Below are 16756 nucleotides of genomic sequence, written 5' to 3'. Positions count from 1 at the left end.
GGGGACATCCGAGGGACTCATGAACCGACCTTGCGCTTGTTGTAGACGTCGAAGCCGACCGCGGCGAGCAGCACGAACCCCTTGATGACCTGCTGGTAGTCCGTGCCGATGCCCACCAGGGACATGCCGTTGTTGAGCACACCGAGCACGAGGCCGCCGATGACGGCGCCGAACACCGTGCCCACGCCACCGCTCATCGACGCGCCGCCGATGAAGGAGGCCGCGATGGCCTCCAGTTCGAAGTTGACGCCCGCGTTGGGGGTACCCGCGTTCAGGCGGGCCGCGAAGACGACGCCGGCCAGCGCCGCGAGCACACCCATGTTGACGAAGACCCAGAACGTGACCCGCTTGTCCTTGACGCCGGACAGCTTCGCCGCCGCCTGGTTGCCGCCGAGCGCGTACACATGACGCCCCACGACCGCGTTGCGCATCACGAAACCGAGTCCGATGAGCAGCGCCGCGAGCAGGAGCAGCACCACCGGGACACCCCGGTAGCTGGCCAGCGTCATCGTGAAGGCGAGTACGGCGGCCACCATCGCCACGCACTTGGTGATGAACAGGCCCTGGGGCAGCACATCGAGTTCGTACGCCTGCTGGCGCCGCCGGGAGCGCACCTCCTGGACCAGCACGACGGCTGTCAGGGCGAGCCCCAACAGCATTGTCAGGTTGTGGTAGTTGGTGTTCGGGCCGACCGTCGGAAGATAGCCCGTGGAGATCTTCTGGAAGCCGTCGGGGAACGGGCCGAGCGAGCGCGAGCCGAGCAGGATCTGGGTGCCGCCGCGGAACAGCAACATCCCGGCGAGGGTGACGATGAACGACGGTATCCCGACGTACGCGATCCAGAACCCCTGCCAGGCGCCCGCGACCGCCCCGATGATCAGGGCCACGACTAGGGCGAGCACCCAGGGCACATGGTGCTCGACCATCATCACGGCGCACGCGGCCGACACGAAGGCCGCCAACGAGCCGACGGACAGGTCGATGTGGCCCGCGACGATGACGATCATCATGCCGATCGCGAGGACCAGGATGTAACTGTTCTGGAGCACCAGGTTGGTGACGTTGTTCGGCTTGAGCAGCACCCCGCCGGTCCAGATCTGGAACAGCACGATGATCAGGCCGAGCGCGACGAGCATCCCGTACTGGCGCATGTTGCGGCGGGCCGCGTCAAGGAGCAGCGTGGCGGGCGCCGGATGCGGGGAACCGGGCGCCGGCGGGGCGCTCCGGGGGGTGTCGGTGGTGACCGGACCCATGGCGACTACCTCTTGTCCGTGGTCATGTCGTTCGTGGTCATGTGGCGCATCAGCACTTCCTGCGTTGCCTCGGCCCGCGGGACCTCACCGGTGAGCCGGCCTGCCGTCATCGTGTAGATGCGGTCGCACATGCCGAGCAGTTCGGGGAGTTCCGAGGAGATGAAGACGACGGCCTTGCCTTGGGCCGCGAGCCGGTCGATGACGGTGTAGATCTCGTACTTGGCACCCACGTCGATGCCGCGGGTCGGCTCGTCGAGGATCAGCACATCGGGACCCGCGAAGATCCACTTGCTGAGTACCACCTTCTGCTGGTTGCCGCCGGACAGCCGCCCGACCTGCTCGAAGACGGTGGGCGCCTTGATGTTCATGGACGTGCGGTACGACTCGGCGACCCGCCGCTCCTCGTGCTCGTCGACCACTCCGCGCCGGGACACCCGGCCGAGCGCGGCCGTGGTGATGTTGCGGGCGATGCTGTCGATGAGGTTGAGGCCGTACTGCTTGCGGTCCTCGGTGACGTACGCGATGCCGTGGCCCACCGCCTCCGGCACCGTTCGCGTCCGGATCTCGCGGCCGTCCTTCCACACCGAGCCGCTGATGTTGCGCCCGTAGGAGCGGCCGAAAAGACTCATCGCGAGCTCGGTGCGGCCGGCGCCCATCAGGCCCGCGATGCCGACGATCTCGCCCCGCCGCACCTGCACGGAGACGTCGTCGACCACCTTGCGCTGCTGGTCGATGGGGTGGTGCACGGTCCAGCCGCGCACTTCCAGAGCGGGGTGCGCGCCCGGGTCGCCGTCGTACGGGGTGCGGTCGGGGAAGCGGTGGTCGAGGTCGCGGCCGACCATGGCCCGGATGATCCGGTCCTCGGTCGTCGCCGGGTCCTTCACGTCGAGGGTCTCGATGGTGCGGCCGTCGCGGATGACGGTGACGGAGTCGGCGACCGCGGCGATCTCGTTGAGCTTGTGCGAGATGACGATCGATGTGATGCCCTGTTCCTTCAACTCCATTATCAGATGGAGGAGATGGGTGCTGTCGGCGTCGTTGAGCGCTGCCGTCGGCTCGTCGAGGATGAGCAGCTTCACCTCCTTGGACAAGGCCTTCGCGATCTCCACCAGCTGCTGCTTGCCGACGCCGATGTCCGCGACCCGGGTCCCCGGATGCTCGCTCAGGCCCACCCGCTTCAGGAGCCGGGACGCGTGCTCCAGGGTCTCGTGCCAGCTGATGATGCCCCGCGTGGCGTGCTCGTTGCCGAGGAAGATGTTCTCGGCGATCGACAGATGGGGAACGAGTGTGAGTTCCTGGTGGATGATGACGATCCCGCGCGCCTCGCTGGCCCGGATGTCCTTGAAGGCGCAGGGCTCGCCCTGGAAGAGGATGTCGCCCTCGTAACTCCCGTGCGGATGAACCCCGCTGAGCACCTTCATCAGGGTCGACTTGCCTGCGCCGTTCTCCCCGCAGATCGCGTGCACCTCGCCCGGGGCGACGGTCAGCGACACGTCGGACAAGGCTCGAACGCCGGGGAACGTCTTGACGATGGAACGCATCTCAAGGACAGCGGGCGGCTCGTGTGCGGGTGCGGTCACTTCAGGTCACTCGCCTTGATGTAGCCGGAATCCACCAGCTCCGCCCGGTAGTTGGACTTGTCGACGCTCACCGGATCGAGCAGGAACGACGGCACGATCTTCTTCTCGTTGTTGTACGTCTTGGTGTCGTTGACCTCGGGCGTCTTGTTGTTCAGCACGGCGTCGGCCATCTGCACGGCCTGCTTGGCGAGCGCCCGGGTGTCCTTGTAGACGGTCTGCGTCTGGTCGCCCGCGATGATCGACTTCACTGACGCCACCTCGGCGTCCTGTCCCGTCACCACGGGATAGGGCCTGGCCGCGGTCCCGTAGCCGCCGGAGCGCAGCGCGGACAGGATGCCGATGGAGATTCCGTCGTACGGCGAGAGTACGGCGTCGACGCGGGCCGAGGAGTACGCCTTGGTCAGCAGGTCGTCCATGCGCTTCTGTGCTGTCGCACCGTCCCAGCGAAGCGTTGTCACCTGGTTGAGGTTCGTCTGCCCGCTGCGCACCACGAGCTGCTTCTTGTCGAGGTAGGGCTGGAGCGTCTTGAGGGCGCCCTGGAAGAAGTAGCGCGTGTTGTTGTCGTCCGGCGATCCGGCGAACAGCTCGATGTTGAACGGGCCTTTCCTGCTGCCGTCCTTCAGCCCCAACTTCTCGATGATGTAAGTCGCTTGGAGCACGCCGACCTTCTCGTTGTCGAAGGAGGCGTAGTAGTCGACGTTGGGCGAGCCGAGGATGAGCCGGTCGTAGGAGATCACCTTGATGTGCTGTTCGGCGGCCTGCTTCAGGACGTCGCTCAGGGCGCGGCCGTCGATCGCGGCGATCACCAGGACGTCCACACCCTTGGTGATCATGTTCTCGATCTGGGCGACCTGCTGGTCGACGTTGTCCTCGCCGTACTGGAGCTCGGTCTGGTAGCCGAGGTCCCGGAACTGCTTGACCATGTTGTTGCCGTCGTTGATCCACCGCTCGGACGACTTGGTCGGCATGGCGATGCCGATGGTGGAGCCCTTGCCGCCCTTCTTGGTGTCCTTGCTGCCGCCCTCACTGCTCTGCCCGCAGGCGGCGAGCGCGAGGGCGAGGGATCCGGCGACGAGGGCGAGTGCTGCTCTGCGGATGCGGCGCATGGTCATCAGTCCTTGAGGGAGAAGCGGTTGAGAGGGCCGGGGAGGCGGGAGCCGAGCGGGGACATGCCGCCGTCGGCGCCGTGCCGGGCAAGCAGGTCGAGCACGAGCCGGCCGCGGCGCACGCGCTCGCGGGCCGTGTCCAGGGCGGCGTCCCGCAGGTGCGCGCCGTACGGATAGATGCCGGGCGCCTTGGACAGGCCGAACTTGAAGTAGAGCGGGGCGGCTCGGCGGATCAGCTCGGCCGCCTCGTACATCCGCACATAGCCGCCGAGGTCGTCCGGCGCCTCGATGTACAGGTCGAGCGGGACGCCCGACACCCTTCGGATCTCGGTGAAGTGAGCGGCCGTCAGATCGGATGGCACGTTCACGGAGTCGGCGCCGAGCCGTTCGTACACCGAGACCGACGCCGGATTGACCGGGCCGATCAGGGCCGAGACCTTGAGAGTGGTGTCCGAGGGCAGCAGGCCGCGCTCGCGCAGCCGGTGCAGGGTCCACAGCACCCCCTCGTCGGCGACGAGCAGGCACTGGACACCCAACTCGGCTGCGCGCAGGGCGTCTTCGACGCATCCGGCGAGCGCGTCGTGCCCCCGGGCGCGCAGTCCCGCGCCGCCCGATGCGGTACGGGACGAGGCGCCGATGTCCCAGGTGCCGCGGGGCCCGGTGAAGAGGCAGAGTTCGATGCCGCGGTCCGCGCAGGCCTCGGCCATCTCAGTGATCTCGGCGTCGGAGAGCATCCACACGCCGCTGCCCTGGCTGACCCGGTGCACCGGCACGTCGAGCCGCAAGGACTCCTTGAGGACGATCGCGAGCGCTTCGGGGCCCTCGACGGAGGGGATCTCGCTGCGCCAGGAGCCGCCGTCGGGGAAGACGTGCGGGGAGGAGTCGGCGGGGTTGTCGGCGGGCGCGGCCAGGCCGAGCGCGGTGAGGGCACGCTCGCCGGGGCGGCGGGGTCCCGCGGGTGTGAGGAAGGGGGCTGAAGTGTCGGTCACAGGCGGGATTCCTTGAGTGAGCTGGCCTTCGTGATGTTCGGTATATCGAACGTGGTTCGGGTCGTTGGGTATGACGTGATGGAGGTAGGAGGAAGCCAGTCGCTACGGGCGCAGCAGGACCTTTCCGGTCTCGGGGTCGCCTCCGCCCACCAGAGCGAGCGCGTCCGCGTACCGGTCGAGCGGGAACTCGTGGGTGATCAGTGCCGCCGGATCGAGCTGCCCGGTGACGTACGCCCGCACCGCGAAGGACCACGCCGCGGACGAGGCGCCGAAGACGCTGCGTACCGTGAGCTGACTCAGGGAGGGGTGCACGGGGTCGATCCCGGTGGCACCCGGCGCGAACATTCCGGTGAGGACGACCCGGCCGCCGCGCCGGGCGAGCAGCGTCGCGTCGGCGGCGGTGGACGGTGCGCCCGCCGTCTCGACCACGAGGTCGAAATGACCGCGCACGTCGTGGGACAGCTCCGGCGTACGGGCCTCGGTCGCCCCCATGTGACAGGCCAGCTCGGCCCGTTCGTAGCGGGGGTCGATCACCGCGAGCTCGCCGGGGGAGTAGCTGGAGAGGAGCTGCACGGCGAGCAGGCCCAGGGTGCCCGCGCCCAGCACCGCGATCCGCTCGCCCGGCTCGGGCGCGCCGGCCCGTACGGCGGCGGCGACAACGGCGGCCGGTTCCAGGAGGGCGGCGGAGCTCAGGTCCGCGTCGCCGGGCAGCGGGTGCAGCAGCCGCGCCGGTACCACCACATGGTCGGCGAAGCCGCCGGGGTGGGTGAACCCCGTCTCGGCGTACGGGGCCGTGCACAGCGAGGTCTCGCCCCGCCGGCACCGCTCGCAGGTGCCACAGGTGCGGAAGCCCTCGGCGACCGTCCTGCGCCCGACGAGCCCGGGGTCCACGCCCGGCCCGGCCGCCTCGACGGTCCCGGCCCATTCGTGTCCGGGCGTGAGCGGATAGCGCACATAGCCCGGGTCGCGGTGGCCGTCGTACACCTCGCGGTCGCTCATGCAGATCCCCGCGGCGGCGACCCGCACCACGACCTCGCCCGGGCCCGGCTCGGGGCGCTCGCCCGCGACCAGGCGGTGGCGGCCCGGCGCGTCCACGACGATCGCGCGGCTGCTCATCCCCGCGCCCCGGACGGGTCGCGCTTCTCCCAGCCCTCGGCCCACAGGTCGAACCGGGCCTGCTGCTGCGGGAATTCTGCCGCCGCGTCCACATCCAGCTCGACGCCGAGACCCGGCGCGTCCGGCAGCTCGAAGTAGCCGTCGACCACCTGTGGGGCGCCCTTGACGACTCTCTTGATCTCGGCGTCTGCGAAGTCGTTGAAGTGCTCCAGGATCTTGAAGTTCGGTGTGCATCCCGCCACTTGGAGGCTGGCCGCCGTGAGCACCGAGCCGCCCACGTTGTGCGGCGCGACCAGCGTGTAGTGGGTCTCGGCCGTCGCGGCGAGCTTACTGGTCTCCAGGATGCCGCCGACGTGGCCGACGTCCGGCTGGATGATGTCGGCGGCCTGCGACTCGAAGAGCTCGCGGAACTCGATGCGGTCGTGGATGCGCTCGCCGGTCGCGATCGGGATGTCGACCTTGCCCGCGACCTTCGCCAGCGCCTTGAGGTTCTCCGGCGGCACCGGCTCCTCCAGCCACGCCGGGTCGAACGGCGCGAGCTCGTGGGCCAGGCGCACGGCGGTGGCCGGCGAGAACCGGCCGTGCATCTCCAGCATCAGCTCGGTGTCCGGGCCGATCGCGTCCCGCACCGCCTCGATCAACGAGACGGCGTACAGGGACTGTTGACGGTCCAGCTCGAAGTGGCCGGTGCCGAACGGGTCGATCTTGAGTGCCCGGTATCCGCGCTCGACGACCGCCTGCGCCGCCTTGTGGTAGGCCTCCGGGGTGCGCTCGGTGGTGTACCAGCCGTTGGCGTACGCCTTGACCCGGTCGGTCACCTTCCCGCCGAGCAGCTGCCACACCGGGACGCCGAGGGCCTTGCCCTTGATGTCCCAACAGGCCATCTCCACCACGGCGATGCCGGACATCACGATCTCGCCGGCCCGCCCGTAGTCGCCGTACTTCATCCGCCGCACGAGGTCCTCGATCGCGAACGGGTCGGATCCCGCGATGTGGTTGGCCTCGGCCTCGCGGAGATAGCCGATCAGCGCGTCGGTGCGGCCGAGCATCCTGGTCTCGCCGACGCCGGTGAGGCCCTCGTCGGTGTGGACCTGGACGTAGGTGAGGTTTCGCCAGGGGGTCCCGACGACGTGGGTGCTGATTCCCGTGATTCGCAAGGCAGTTGCTCCCGGTGCCGCTGTCCGTGTTGTTCGATATTTCGTCATGCGTTCGAAATTCTGGCGTGACGGTAATGACGTGCGGCCGAAGGTGTCAATGGGTCGGACAGGAACCGTTCCAAGCTGGTCCAGGGGCATTGACGCGGGGGCGGGGGAGGCGGAATGCTCCCGGCGTCGAAATGCAGAACGTCGTCCGAAATCTCGAACCCACGGCGAGAGTTGAGGAGCACCCGCATGACACAGCCCACCCCAGCCCCGGCCTCCTGGCCCAGTCGCAGAGCGATCGTGACCGCGCTCGGCGCGCTGCCGCTGGCCGGCGCGATCGGCCCCGCCCTCGCGGGGGCTCCCGCGCGAGCCGCCGAGTCGGCGCTCCCCGCGCCCGTTGCCCACTGGGCCTTCGATGAAGGCGCGGGGACGACTGCCGCCGACAGCTCAGGGCATGGCCGTACGCTCACCCTCGCGGACGGCGCGAAGTGGGGCGCCGCGAAGTCCGGCGTCGCCGCCCTCGACATCTCGGCGGGAGGCAACGCGTCGGCGGTCGGTCCGGTGGTGGACACGTCGAAGAGCTTCAGTGTGGCCGCGTGGGTGCGGCTCACCGGCACCGCCGGCTACCAGACCTTCGTGTCGGTCGACGGGTTCGCGGTGAGCGGGTTCTACCTCCAACTCCGCAACGACACAGGGGCGTTCGCTTTCACCCGACTGTCGGCCGACTCGAACTCGGCCAACGGCGGGGCGGGTGTCGCCGGGGCGGCTGCCGCGCCCGTGACCGGCGTCTGGTACCACCTGCTCGGCGTCGACGACACGGCTGCCGGGGTCATACGCCTTTACGTCAACGGCGTGCTCGAAGGCGAGGTGCCCTACGCCGGAGGCTGGCGCGCCACTGGCGCGACCGCGGTCGGACGGGGCCTGTTCGGCGGGGTCGGGGTCGACCAGGCCCAGGCCCTGATCGACGACGTCCAGGTCTTCGACTCCGCCCTCACCGCGGCCGATGCAGCAGCTCTCGCGGGCGTACCCGTCGACTCCACCCAGCCCCTCCTGACCGTCGACACCACCCACCCCGGCCCGCAGGTGAGCACCGAACTCGGCGGGATCTTCTTCGAAGACATCAACCACAGCGGCGAGGGCGGCCTCTACGCCGAACTCGTCAACAACCGCAGCTTCATGGCCGCCCACCCCGCTCCACTGGAGCGCCACCGGCGCCGCATGCCTGGCCATCGACACCGCTCAGCCGCTCAACTCCGCCCTCACCCAAACCCTGCGCGTGACCGCGAAGGAGGCGGGCGACGGCGTCGCCAACGAGGGTTACTGGGGCATCCCGGTCCGCCCGTCCACCACGTACCGCGCCTCTCTCTACGCCAAGTCGGCCGGTTCCACAGGGAGGTTGACTGTCGCCATCACCGGCACTGACGGCAAGGCCCACGCCACCGGCACCACCGGGCCCCTCACCGGATCGTGGCGCAAGTACGACCTCACCCTGCGCACCGCCGCCGGCGCCCCCACCACCGCGAACGCCCGTCTCGTCGTCACCACCTCCGCACCCGGCACGCTGTGGCTGAGCCAGGTCTCGCTCTTCCCTCCCACCTACAAGGGCCGCGAGAACGGGCTGCGCGTCGACCTGATGGAGAAACTCGCCGCCCTGGAACCGAAGTTCCTGCGCTTCCCCGGCGGCAACTACCTCGAAGGCAACGTCATCGCCGACCGCTTCGACTGGAAGAGGACGATCGGCCCCGTCGAACAGCGCCCGGGCCACCACAACTCGGCCTGGGGCTACTGGTCCACGGACGGCCTCGGCCTGCCCGAATACCTCCAGATGACGCAGGACCTGGGCTGCACGCCCCTGCTGTGCGTGTACGCCGGATACTCGCTCCAGGGCTCCCACGTCACCGGCGCCGCACTCAAGCCCTTCGTGCAGGACGCCGTCGACCAGATCGAGTACATCACCGGCCCCACCACCTCCACCTGGGGCGCCCGCCGCGCCGCCGACGGCCACCCCGAGCCGTTCCCCCTCAAGTACGTCGAGATCGGCAACGAGGACTGGTTCGACAAGTCCGGCTCCTACGAGGAGCGTTACGCCGCGTTCCACGACGCGATCAAGGCTCGCTTCCCCGCGCTGAAACTGATCGCCACGACGCCGGTGGCATCCCGCCCGTACGACCTGATCGACGAGCACTACTACCAGTCGCCGTCCGCCTTCCAGGCCGGCTCCCACAAGTACGACCAGCGCGACCGGAGCAGCCCGAAGGTGTTCGTGGGGGAGTGGGCCTCGCAGGAGGGCCGGCCGACCCCCGACCTCAACGCCGCGCTGGGCGACGCCTCCTGGCTCGCCGGGATCATCCGCAACTCCGACCAGGTCCTGATGGAGTCGTACGCCCCGCTGTTCAGCCACGTACGGGACAACACCTGGGCCACCAACCTCATCGCCTACGACGCGCTGACCAGCTACAACTCGCCGAGCTACTACGCACAGCAGCTCCTGCTCACGCGGCGCGGCACCGTCGTCCTGCCCACCGCGGTGCGCGCTCTGCCGGGTCTCATCGCCGTCACCACCCACGACCCGGGCGCCCGCCGCATCTACCTCGCGGTCGTCAACACGGGCGGCACGGCCCGCAAGACCACCGTCACGCTGCAAGGTGTCGCCCGCACCGATGCCTCGGCCGCCGTCACCGTGCTCGCCGGGGCGAATCCGCAGGCAACCAACACGCTCACCGACCCGCTCGCGGTCGTCCCGCGCGGCCGCACCGTCAACGGCGTGGCGCCCACCTTCACCGCGACTTTCGTGCCGTACTCGGTAACGGTCCTGGAGGTGCACACCGGCTGACGGGCTGCCCAAGTGGACTGATTCCAACGGGGTTTGACGGGAGGTCGTACCCATTTGGCGGGAAAGGCGGTGTTGCCCCTGCGCCACACGGTGCGCGAGCGTGCTGTGTCATGGACCGTGACAACACCGCCACCCCCCTCTCCCTCTCCCGCCGTCAACTCCTCGCCGCCGCGGGCGCCGCCGGGGCCGTCACCGCCGTCGGCGCCGTGCCCGGCCCCGCCCTCGCCGCGCCGCGTACCGGACTCTCGCTCTCCTTCACGGCCTCCACCAACGGCGCGGCGAGCCTCTCGCCCGGGGGAGACCAGCTGATCGCCGAGATCCAGGACGTCCTGTGGTCGCTGCCCCGCGCCGGCGGCAAGGCCGAGCCGCTCACCCCGGCCGGACTCGAACCCACCCGGCCCGTGTACGCCCCTGATGGCGAACTCGTCGCGTTCTGCGCGTACAAGGGCGGCGGCTACCACATCTGGACCATGCGGCCCGACGGAACCGACGTGCGCCAGCGCACCGAAGGCCCCTGGGACGATCGCGGCCCCGCCTGGTCGCCCGACGGCACCCGAATCGTCTTCGCTTCCGAACGCGGCGGCGACCCGGTAGCCGGCAGCCCGTACCGCATCCATCAACTCGACCTCCGCACGGGTCAGTTGACCAAGCTCACCGGGCTGCCCGGACAGGACGGCCCGCTCCAGGACGGCCGGTGGGAGGACTTCGACCCCACCTGGTCGCCCGACGGCAAGCGCATCCTGTTCGTCCGGGCCAAGGCCGTCACCACGCCGTTCGGACTCGGCGTCGACGCCAGAACCGTCGCCGCCGTCCCCGCCGAGGGCGCCGGCGCGGTCACCGTAGAGCACACCGAAGCCGAGAACGCCCAGGTCATGACCCCGGCCCTCGCACCCGACGGCCACCGCCTCGCCTACCTGCGCACGACCGCCGCACCGAACGCCTCCTGCACACTCGTCGTCGACGGCAAGCCCGTCCCGGTCGCCGGGGACATCGCCCCGATGCCCCCGCGCTGGACCGCCGACGGCGAGCTGCTCCTCACCCTGGACGGCCAGTTCACCCTCGTACGCCCTGAGAGCCCGGCGGAGCCCAAGGTCATCCCGTTCACGGGCGAGCTGCCCGTCGACCGCCCGCGCTACCAGGTCAAGTCGTACGACCTCGGCGAGGAACGGGTGCGCCCGGTGCGCGGCATCCACCTGCCCGCACTGTCCCCCGACGGCAGGCGCATCGCCTTCGCCGCCCTCAACTCGCTCTGGATCGCCAACACGTCGGGCTCGCGGCCGCCGGAGCGACTGCGCCAGTCACCCGCGACCCGCTATCTGCTCGGACCGGTCTGGGCCCGCGACGGCCGCTCGCTCCTGTACGCCGACGACCGCGACGGACTGCTCGGCATCTACCGGCGGGAGCTCGCCACCGGCGAAGAGAGCGCGCTCGCGACGGGCGGCCGGGTGCACCCGGCGCCCTCGCCCGACGGGAAGCGCCTCGCCGCCATCGACATGTCGGGGCGGCTCGTCGTCCGCGACCTGGCGAGCGGCACCGAACGCGTCCTGGTGACCGCGCTCGGCGCGGGCGGGCTGCCCGGCCGCCCGACCTGGTCGCCCGACGGGCGCTACGTCGCGCTGTGCGACCGCAACCGGCTCAACCTGCGCTTCCGCGAGGGCTACAACGTCATCCGCGTCGTCGACACCACCACCGGCGCCGACCGGCTGCACGCCGTGGCCCCGCACGTCTCCGTCGCCGACCGCTACGACTCGGGGCCCGTCTGGTCGCCCGACGGCCGCTGGATGGCGGTCGTCGTCGAATCCGCGCTGTGCCTGCTGCCCGTCGCCCCCGACGGCACCCCGCAAGGCCCGCCACGCACCCTCACCACCGAACCCGCCGACCACCCCTCCTGGTCCGGCGACTCCAAGACGCTCCTGTACCTGTCCGGCGCCAAGCTGCGGCTCATAGGCGTCGACGGCGGCGCCGCCCGCACCGTGCGCGTGGCGCTCGACCAGCGCAGGCCCGCACCCGCCGACACCGTGGTGCACGCCGGACGGCTGTGGGACGGCACGGGCGAATCGGTGCGGGACGACGTCGACATCGTCGTACGCGCGGGACGCATCGCCTCCGTCGAACCCCACCGCAAGCGCGGCGCCCTGCGCACCGTCGACGCGTCCGACCGCACGGTCCTCCCCGGGCTCTGGGACACCCACACCCACCCGTGGCAGAGCACGTACGGCGGCCGCCAGACCGTCGGCCAGCTCAGCTACGGGATCACCACCGCTGTGTCACTCGGCGGGTTCGCCTACGAACAGGCCCGCATCCGTGAGGCCGTGGCCACCGGACAGCTCGCCGGGCCACGTCTGCTGACCACCGGGGAGCTGCTCGACGGATCCCGGGTCGCCTACAGCATGGGCCGCGCCCACCGCACCGAGGCCGGGCTCCAGCGATCGCTGGAGCGTGGCGCCGCACTCGACTGGGACTTCGTCAAAACCTATGTACGGGCGCCCAGTTGGGTCATGCAGAAGGCCGCCCGGTTCGCCCACGAACGGCTCGGCGTGCGCTCGGGCAGCCACCTGGTGTCCCCGGGCGTCGAGGTCGGCCAGGATCTGACGACCCATCTACTGGCCACCCAGCGCGCCGAGTTCGGCCACGCCACCTCCGCGACGGGCAAGGCCTACGAGGACGTCATCGAGATCTACACGGCCCGAGGCGTCAACTTCGCGCTCATCGTCACACCGTTCACCTCCGCGCCGCTGCTCGGCGCGGACCCCGGTCTCGCCGACGACCCGCGGGTCGCCACCGTGATGCCGCCATGGGACTCGGCGGCCGTTAAGCAGGCGGCGGGCACGCCGCCGAGCCCCGCCCAACTGGCCACCCTGCGCACGGAGACCGACGTCTACCGCCGCGTGCTCGAAGGGGGCGGACTCGTGGCGCTGGGCACCGACCAGCCCCTCGTCCCGGTCGGACTCTCCCTCCATCTGGGCCTGCGCGCCCTCCACTTGGGAGGCCTCTCCCCAGCCGCGGCGTTGCGCACCGCGACCGTACTACCGGCCCGGCTGTTCGGGCTCGACAAGGACCTCGGAACGGTCGAACGCGGCAAGCTCGCCGACCTCACGCTGGTCGACGGCGACCCGTTCACCGACTTCGACTCGCTGGTGCGCACCACCGGCGTGCTCAGGGGAGGCGTGCCGTACACGACCGCAGATCTGGTCTCCGCCTACGAGCCGCACGAGCGGCATGCGGCGGCGAAGGCCGAGGACTGGCTGGGGGTGGGCCGACTGATGCGCCGCGACGGCTGCTGCGACGCGGGGTTCTAGACCGAGCGGGCCGGGCCACCCCAGTGGTCCGGCCTCAGGAAGCCGGGCGCTGATCAGCCAAGGGCGGCGAGCCCCTGCTCCAGGTCCTCGCGAAACGCACCCCGTTCCCGACCGGGCGGGTGGCCTCGACGCACCGGTGGCTCCAGGCCGCACTGACTCCAAGCGTCCCCCTTTTGGCCAGGTATCACAGCGTATGCCCCGGACAGCCCAGCAGGACGCGCGGCCGGCCCGGGCCGCGGGCTCCAATGAACGGGTGACCGCGCCTCCCGACGACTGCCTCGCGCGCAACGAATGGATCTGCGGCGCCTACCTGTCGAGCCGCCGGCAGATCCTCTGGGACGCGGTGCTCCAGCACCTCCACCTCACGGCCGTCTCGGTGCTGCTCGGCCTGGTCATCGCCGTGCCACTGGCCGTCGCGGCCCGCCGCTGGCGCTGGGCCGCGGGTCCGGTACTGGGCATCACGACGGTGCTCTACACCATCCCGTCCCTCGCCATGTTCTCGCTGCTGCTCCCGGTGTACGGGCTCTCGGCGTCCATCGTCATCGCGGGCCTGGTCCTGTACTCGCTGACGCTGCTCGTCCGGAACATCCTGGCCGGGCTGCGCGCCGTCCCCGAGGACACCCGGCAGGCGGCCCGGGGCATGGGTTACGGGCCGGTACGGCTGCTCCTGGCCGTGGAACTCCCGCTCGCCGTGCCCGCCGCCATGGCCGGTCTTCGCATCGCCACCGTCTCCGCGGTGTCCCTGGTGACGGTGGGTGCCATCGTCGGTTACGGCGGGCTCGGCAACCTGATCTACTCCGGGATGAACACCTACTTCAAGGCACAGGTGCTCACTGCCTCCGTGCTGTGCGTGGTGATCGCCGTCGCCGCCGACCTGGTGCTGCTCGGCATCCAGCGGCTCCTTACGCCCTGGACGAGGGCGGAACCCGCATGAACACGCTCTCCGACGCCTGGTCGTGGCTCACCTCCGCAGCGCACTGGTCCGGCGAGAACGGCATCTGGCACCGGCTCGGCGAACACCTCTGGCTCACCGCGCTGTGCCTCGTCCTGAGCTGCCTCATCGCGCTCCCCGTGGCGCTCGTGCTCGGTCACCTCGGCAAGGGCGGGACGCTCGCCGTCAACATCTCGAACGTGGGCCGGGCCGTGCCCACCTTCGCCGTTCTCGTGCTGCTCCTGCTGACCCCGCTCGGCACCTACGGCGAGTGGCCGACCATCGTCGCACTGATCCTCTTCGCCGTGCCGCCGCTGCTTACCAACGCCTACGTCGGCATGCGCGAGGTCGACCGCGACGTGGTGCGGGCGGCCCGGGGCATGGGGATGACCGGACGCCAACTCCTGCTCCGCGTCGAACTTCCCCTCGCGCTGCCGCTGGTCCTCACCGGCGTGCGGATCGCCGCCGTCCAGCTCGTCGCCACCGCCACGCTGGCGGCCCTCGCGGGAGGCGGTGGGCTCGGCCGGATCATCACGGCCGGATTCAACCTCGCCTCGACGCCCCAAGTGGTGGCGGGCGCCGTGCTCGTGGCGGTCTTCGCGCTGGTGGTGGAGGGCATCTTCGAGGTGGTCCAGCGGTTCGCGCCGCAGTGGGCGAGGGGCGGCTTCGGATGAGGCAGCGGCTGTCGAGGTCGCGCCTGTTGATGGCCGCCCTCGCCCTGACGGCGGTCGCCGCCTGCACCACCGGACCGAGCCTGGAGAAGCAGGGCTCGGTCACCGCACCGCCCGGCGACAGCAAGCACCTGACGATCGGCACCGCCGGGTTCACCGAGAGCGACGTCCTCGCCCAGATGTACGCGCTGCTCCTCGGCGAGGCGGGCTACAGCACGAAGATCCTCTCCGTGACCAACCGGGAGATCTATGAACCCGCTCTGGAGAGCGGGCAGATCGACGTGGTGCCCGAGTACGCGGCCACCTTCGCCGACTGGCTCAATGCCAAGGCCCATGGGCCCGACGCCAAGCCGGTCGGCTCACCCGACCTGAACCGGACGATGACCGCGCTGCGGGCGTTGGCCACCCCGCGCGGCCTCACGGTCCTTGACCCGGGCAGGGCGGTGGACCAGAACGCGTTCGCCGTCGCGGAGCCGTACGCACGCGAACACCACCTCAAGACCCTGAGCGACCTCGGTGCGGCGAAGCTTCCGGTACGGCTCGCGGCGGGCGACGAATGTGTCCAACGCCCTTACTGCGAACCGGGGTTGAAGAGGACGTACGGCATCGATGTCACCGCCGTCGACCCCAAGGGGGTCGGCACGACACAGGCCAAGCAGGCCGTCCAGAGTGGTCAGGACCAGATGGTCCTGACCACTACGACGGACGCCACGCTCTCCGCCTTCGGCCTGGTGCTGCTCGCCGACGACAAGCACCTCCAGAACGCGGACTACATCGTGCCGGTGGTGAACCGCTCACGCGCCGGCAGCACGGGGGTGACCGGCGCGCTGGACAAGCTCAACACGGTGCTCACCACGGCCGACCTCGCCTCCCTGAACGAACAGGTCGACAGCTGGCGCCGGCTGCCGCAGGACGTGGCGAGGAACTATCTGAAGTCGAAGCACCTGATCTGATCTGGTCTGATGTGACATCAATTTTCTTATTGTTCAAGGAAGTTGAGGACTCCCTCAGCGGTGGGGGCGTCGGTGAGCAGGTCGTTGTGGGCGAGGCAGCCGACGTCGGTGTTGACCGCGCCGGACAGCGGCACGCTGCTGTTGGGCAGGATGAAGCCGTCGCAGTCCGACCAGAACGTGGCGTACTGAGTGGGGCCCGGCGTCTCGTTGCCGCTCGCCAGACGGCTCTCCACGTACGAGTTCGGCGTCATGTCCCGGCACCCCTGGTCCCAGATCGAACACGCCCACGCCAGACTCGTCCCGTGGTTGGGCCCGCCGAGCGAGACCCAGTGCCGCACCACCTGCGCGCCGCCGCCGAACTTCACATACCAGCGGGTGGGGAGGCTGCCCTGGCTGTGCGCGACGATGTCCACCTGCGCGGCGCCGGTCTGGGCGCGCACGGAGTCGACGTACGCGGCGAACTGGCCGGCCAGCACCTCATTCGTCGACTGGCTGGAGTCGTACCCCCAGGCGAAGAGGTCCCCGTCGGGGTAACCGGCCTGCCTGAAGCGGTCCTTCATGGTGCCCCACACCCCGGGGTCGGCGTTGCGGCCGTGCACGAACACGACGGGTATGGGGGCGGGGGCGGGGGCGGCCTGCGCGGCGGGGCCGAGGGCGATCGTGCCGGTGAGCAGGGCGAGCGCGGTGGCGGCGGTGGCGAGGCGCATGGCGGCTCCAGCGGGGGTGTTGTGGGGGCCCGTTACGAGGGCTACCGGATGGTAGCCACGCGCTCCGCGGAAGGTAAGGGCCGTGCGGGCCCGGATTTCCACCCAGGCCAGCTCCGCCCTCCTGGGGCTCCGCCCCAGCCCCCGGGGGTTCGCCCACCCACCCGCCCGTGCAAGGG

12 protein-coding genes and 1 pseudogene are annotated in these 16756 nt (G+C 70.3%); 6 read left to right on the top strand and 7 right to left on the bottom strand.

What is annotated here, in order from left to right; genetic code table 11:
- Nucleotides 1-17 precede the first annotated feature (17 nt).
- The 6 genes from mmsB to ADK54_RS27350 form a co-directional block, all read right to left on the bottom strand.
- Nucleotides 18-1253 (bottom strand): multiple monosaccharide ABC transporter permease, encoded by a 1236-nt coding sequence (mmsB, locus tag ADK54_RS27375; RefSeq protein WP_053728401.1) that lies wholly within the window; start codon nt 1251-1253, stop codon nt 18-20.
- A gap of 5 nt (nt 1254-1258) precedes the next feature.
- Complete coding sequence (gene mmsA / locus ADK54_RS27370) at nt 1259-2794, bottom strand: multiple monosaccharide ABC transporter ATP-binding protein (protein ID WP_053728400.1); 1536 nt, start codon at nt 2792-2794, stop codon at nt 1259-1261.
- A 35-nt stretch (nt 2795-2829) separates the two neighbouring features.
- Nucleotides 2830-3939, bottom strand: coding sequence for a multiple monosaccharide ABC transporter substrate-binding protein (gene chvE, locus ADK54_RS27365; protein ID WP_420717408.1), 1110 nt, complete (start codon nt 3937-3939; stop codon nt 2830-2832).
- Between the two features lie 5 nt (nt 3940-3944).
- A complete protein-coding gene (locus ADK54_RS27360; protein ID WP_053728398.1) occupies nt 3945-4928 on the bottom strand; it encodes a hypothetical protein in 984 nt (327 codons plus the stop codon).
- A 102-nt stretch (nt 4929-5030) separates the two neighbouring features.
- The gene (locus ADK54_RS27355) at nt 5031-6044 is read right to left on the bottom strand and encodes a zinc-dependent alcohol dehydrogenase (RefSeq protein WP_053728397.1); all 1014 of its coding nucleotides are present in this window, start codon (nt 6042-6044) and stop codon (nt 5031-5033) included.
- Entirely contained in the window at nt 6041-7201 is a 1161-nt protein-coding gene (locus tag ADK54_RS27350) for a mandelate racemase/muconate lactonizing enzyme family protein (protein ID WP_053728396.1), read from the bottom strand. Before ADK54_RS27350 ends, ADK54_RS27355 begins: the two co-directional genes overlap by 4 nt.
- A 162-nt stretch (nt 7202-7363) precedes the next feature.
- Between ADK54_RS27350 and ADK54_RS47715 the strand changes: the two are divergent.
- The 6 genes and pseudogenes from ADK54_RS47715 to ADK54_RS27325 all read left to right on the top strand — a co-directional run.
- Nucleotides 7364-8131 (top strand): annotated as a pseudogene (locus ADK54_RS47715) (LamG-like jellyroll fold domain-containing protein); the annotation flags it as partial.
- Nucleotides 8132-8408: 277 nt separating this feature from the next.
- Nucleotides 8409-10019 (top strand): alpha-L-arabinofuranosidase C-terminal domain-containing protein, encoded by a 1611-nt coding sequence (locus ADK54_RS47710; RefSeq protein ID WP_324610199.1) that lies wholly within the window; start codon nt 8409-8411, stop codon nt 10017-10019.
- Between the two features lie 110 nt (nt 10020-10129).
- Nucleotides 10130-13318, top strand: coding sequence for an amidohydrolase family protein (locus tag ADK54_RS27340; RefSeq protein ID WP_053728395.1), 3189 nt, complete (start codon nt 10130-10132; stop codon nt 13316-13318).
- A gap of 253 nt (nt 13319-13571) precedes the next feature.
- The gene (locus ADK54_RS27335; RefSeq protein WP_053728444.1) at nt 13572-14252 is read left to right on the top strand and encodes an ABC transporter permease; all 681 of its coding nucleotides are present in this window, start codon (nt 13572-13574) and stop codon (nt 14250-14252) included.
- Nucleotides 14249-14923 carry an ABC transporter permease gene (locus tag ADK54_RS27330; protein WP_053728394.1) on the top strand — a complete coding sequence of 225 codons (675 nt, stop codon included), beginning with the start codon at nt 14249-14251 and terminating at the stop codon, nt 14921-14923. Before ADK54_RS27335 ends, ADK54_RS27330 begins: the two co-directional genes overlap by 4 nt.
- Nucleotides 14920-15873, top strand: coding sequence for an ABC transporter substrate-binding protein (locus tag ADK54_RS27325; protein WP_053728393.1), 954 nt, complete (start codon nt 14920-14922; stop codon nt 15871-15873). The genes ADK54_RS27330 and ADK54_RS27325 overlap by 4 nt, the downstream gene beginning before the upstream one ends.
- Before the next feature lie 26 nt (nt 15874-15899).
- Here ADK54_RS27325 and ADK54_RS27320 read toward each other — a convergent pair whose 3' ends face one another.
- Nucleotides 15900-16580 carry an esterase/lipase family protein gene (locus tag ADK54_RS27320; RefSeq protein ID WP_053728392.1) on the bottom strand — a complete coding sequence of 227 codons (681 nt, stop codon included), beginning with the start codon at nt 16578-16580 and terminating at the stop codon, nt 15900-15902.
- Between the last annotated feature and the right edge of the window lie 176 nt (nt 16581-16756).

This window comes from Streptomyces sp. WM6378 (genome assembly GCF_001279695.1).
Lineage (GTDB): Bacteria > Actinomycetota > Actinomycetes > Streptomycetales > Streptomycetaceae > Streptomyces.
Note: the sequence above shows the minus strand (reverse complement) of the source record. Positions and strands in the feature narration are given on the sequence as shown.

What these genes read in the sequence shown, in the direction of transcription:
- mmsB (WP_053728401.1), bottom strand. Translation starts at nt 1,253, where the DNA reads ATGGGTCCGGTCACCACCGACACCCCCCGGAGCGCCCCGCCGGCGCCC.
- mmsA (WP_053728400.1), bottom strand. Translation starts at nt 2,794, where the DNA reads ATGCGTTCCATCGTCAAGACGTTCCCCGGCGTTCGAGCCTTGTCCGAC.
- chvE (WP_420717408.1), bottom strand. Translation starts at nt 3,939, where the DNA reads ATGCGCCGCATCCGCAGAGCAGCACTCGCCCTCGTCGCCGGATCCCTC.
- ADK54_RS27355 (WP_053728397.1), bottom strand. Translation starts at nt 6,044, where the DNA reads ATGAGCAGCCGCGCGATCGTCGTGGACGCGCCGGGCCGCCACCGCCTG.
- ADK54_RS27340 (WP_053728395.1), top strand. Translation starts at nt 10,130, where the DNA reads ATGGACCGTGACAACACCGCCACCCCCCTCTCCCTCTCCCGCCGTCAA.
- ADK54_RS27330 (WP_053728394.1), top strand. Translation starts at nt 14,249, where the DNA reads ATGAACACGCTCTCCGACGCCTGGTCGTGGCTCACCTCCGCAGCGCAC.
- ADK54_RS27325 (WP_053728393.1), top strand. Translation starts at nt 14,920, where the DNA reads ATGAGGCAGCGGCTGTCGAGGTCGCGCCTGTTGATGGCCGCCCTCGCC.
- ADK54_RS27320 (WP_053728392.1), bottom strand. Translation starts at nt 16,580, where the DNA reads ATGCGCCTCGCCACCGCCGCCACCGCGCTCGCCCTGCTCACCGGCACG.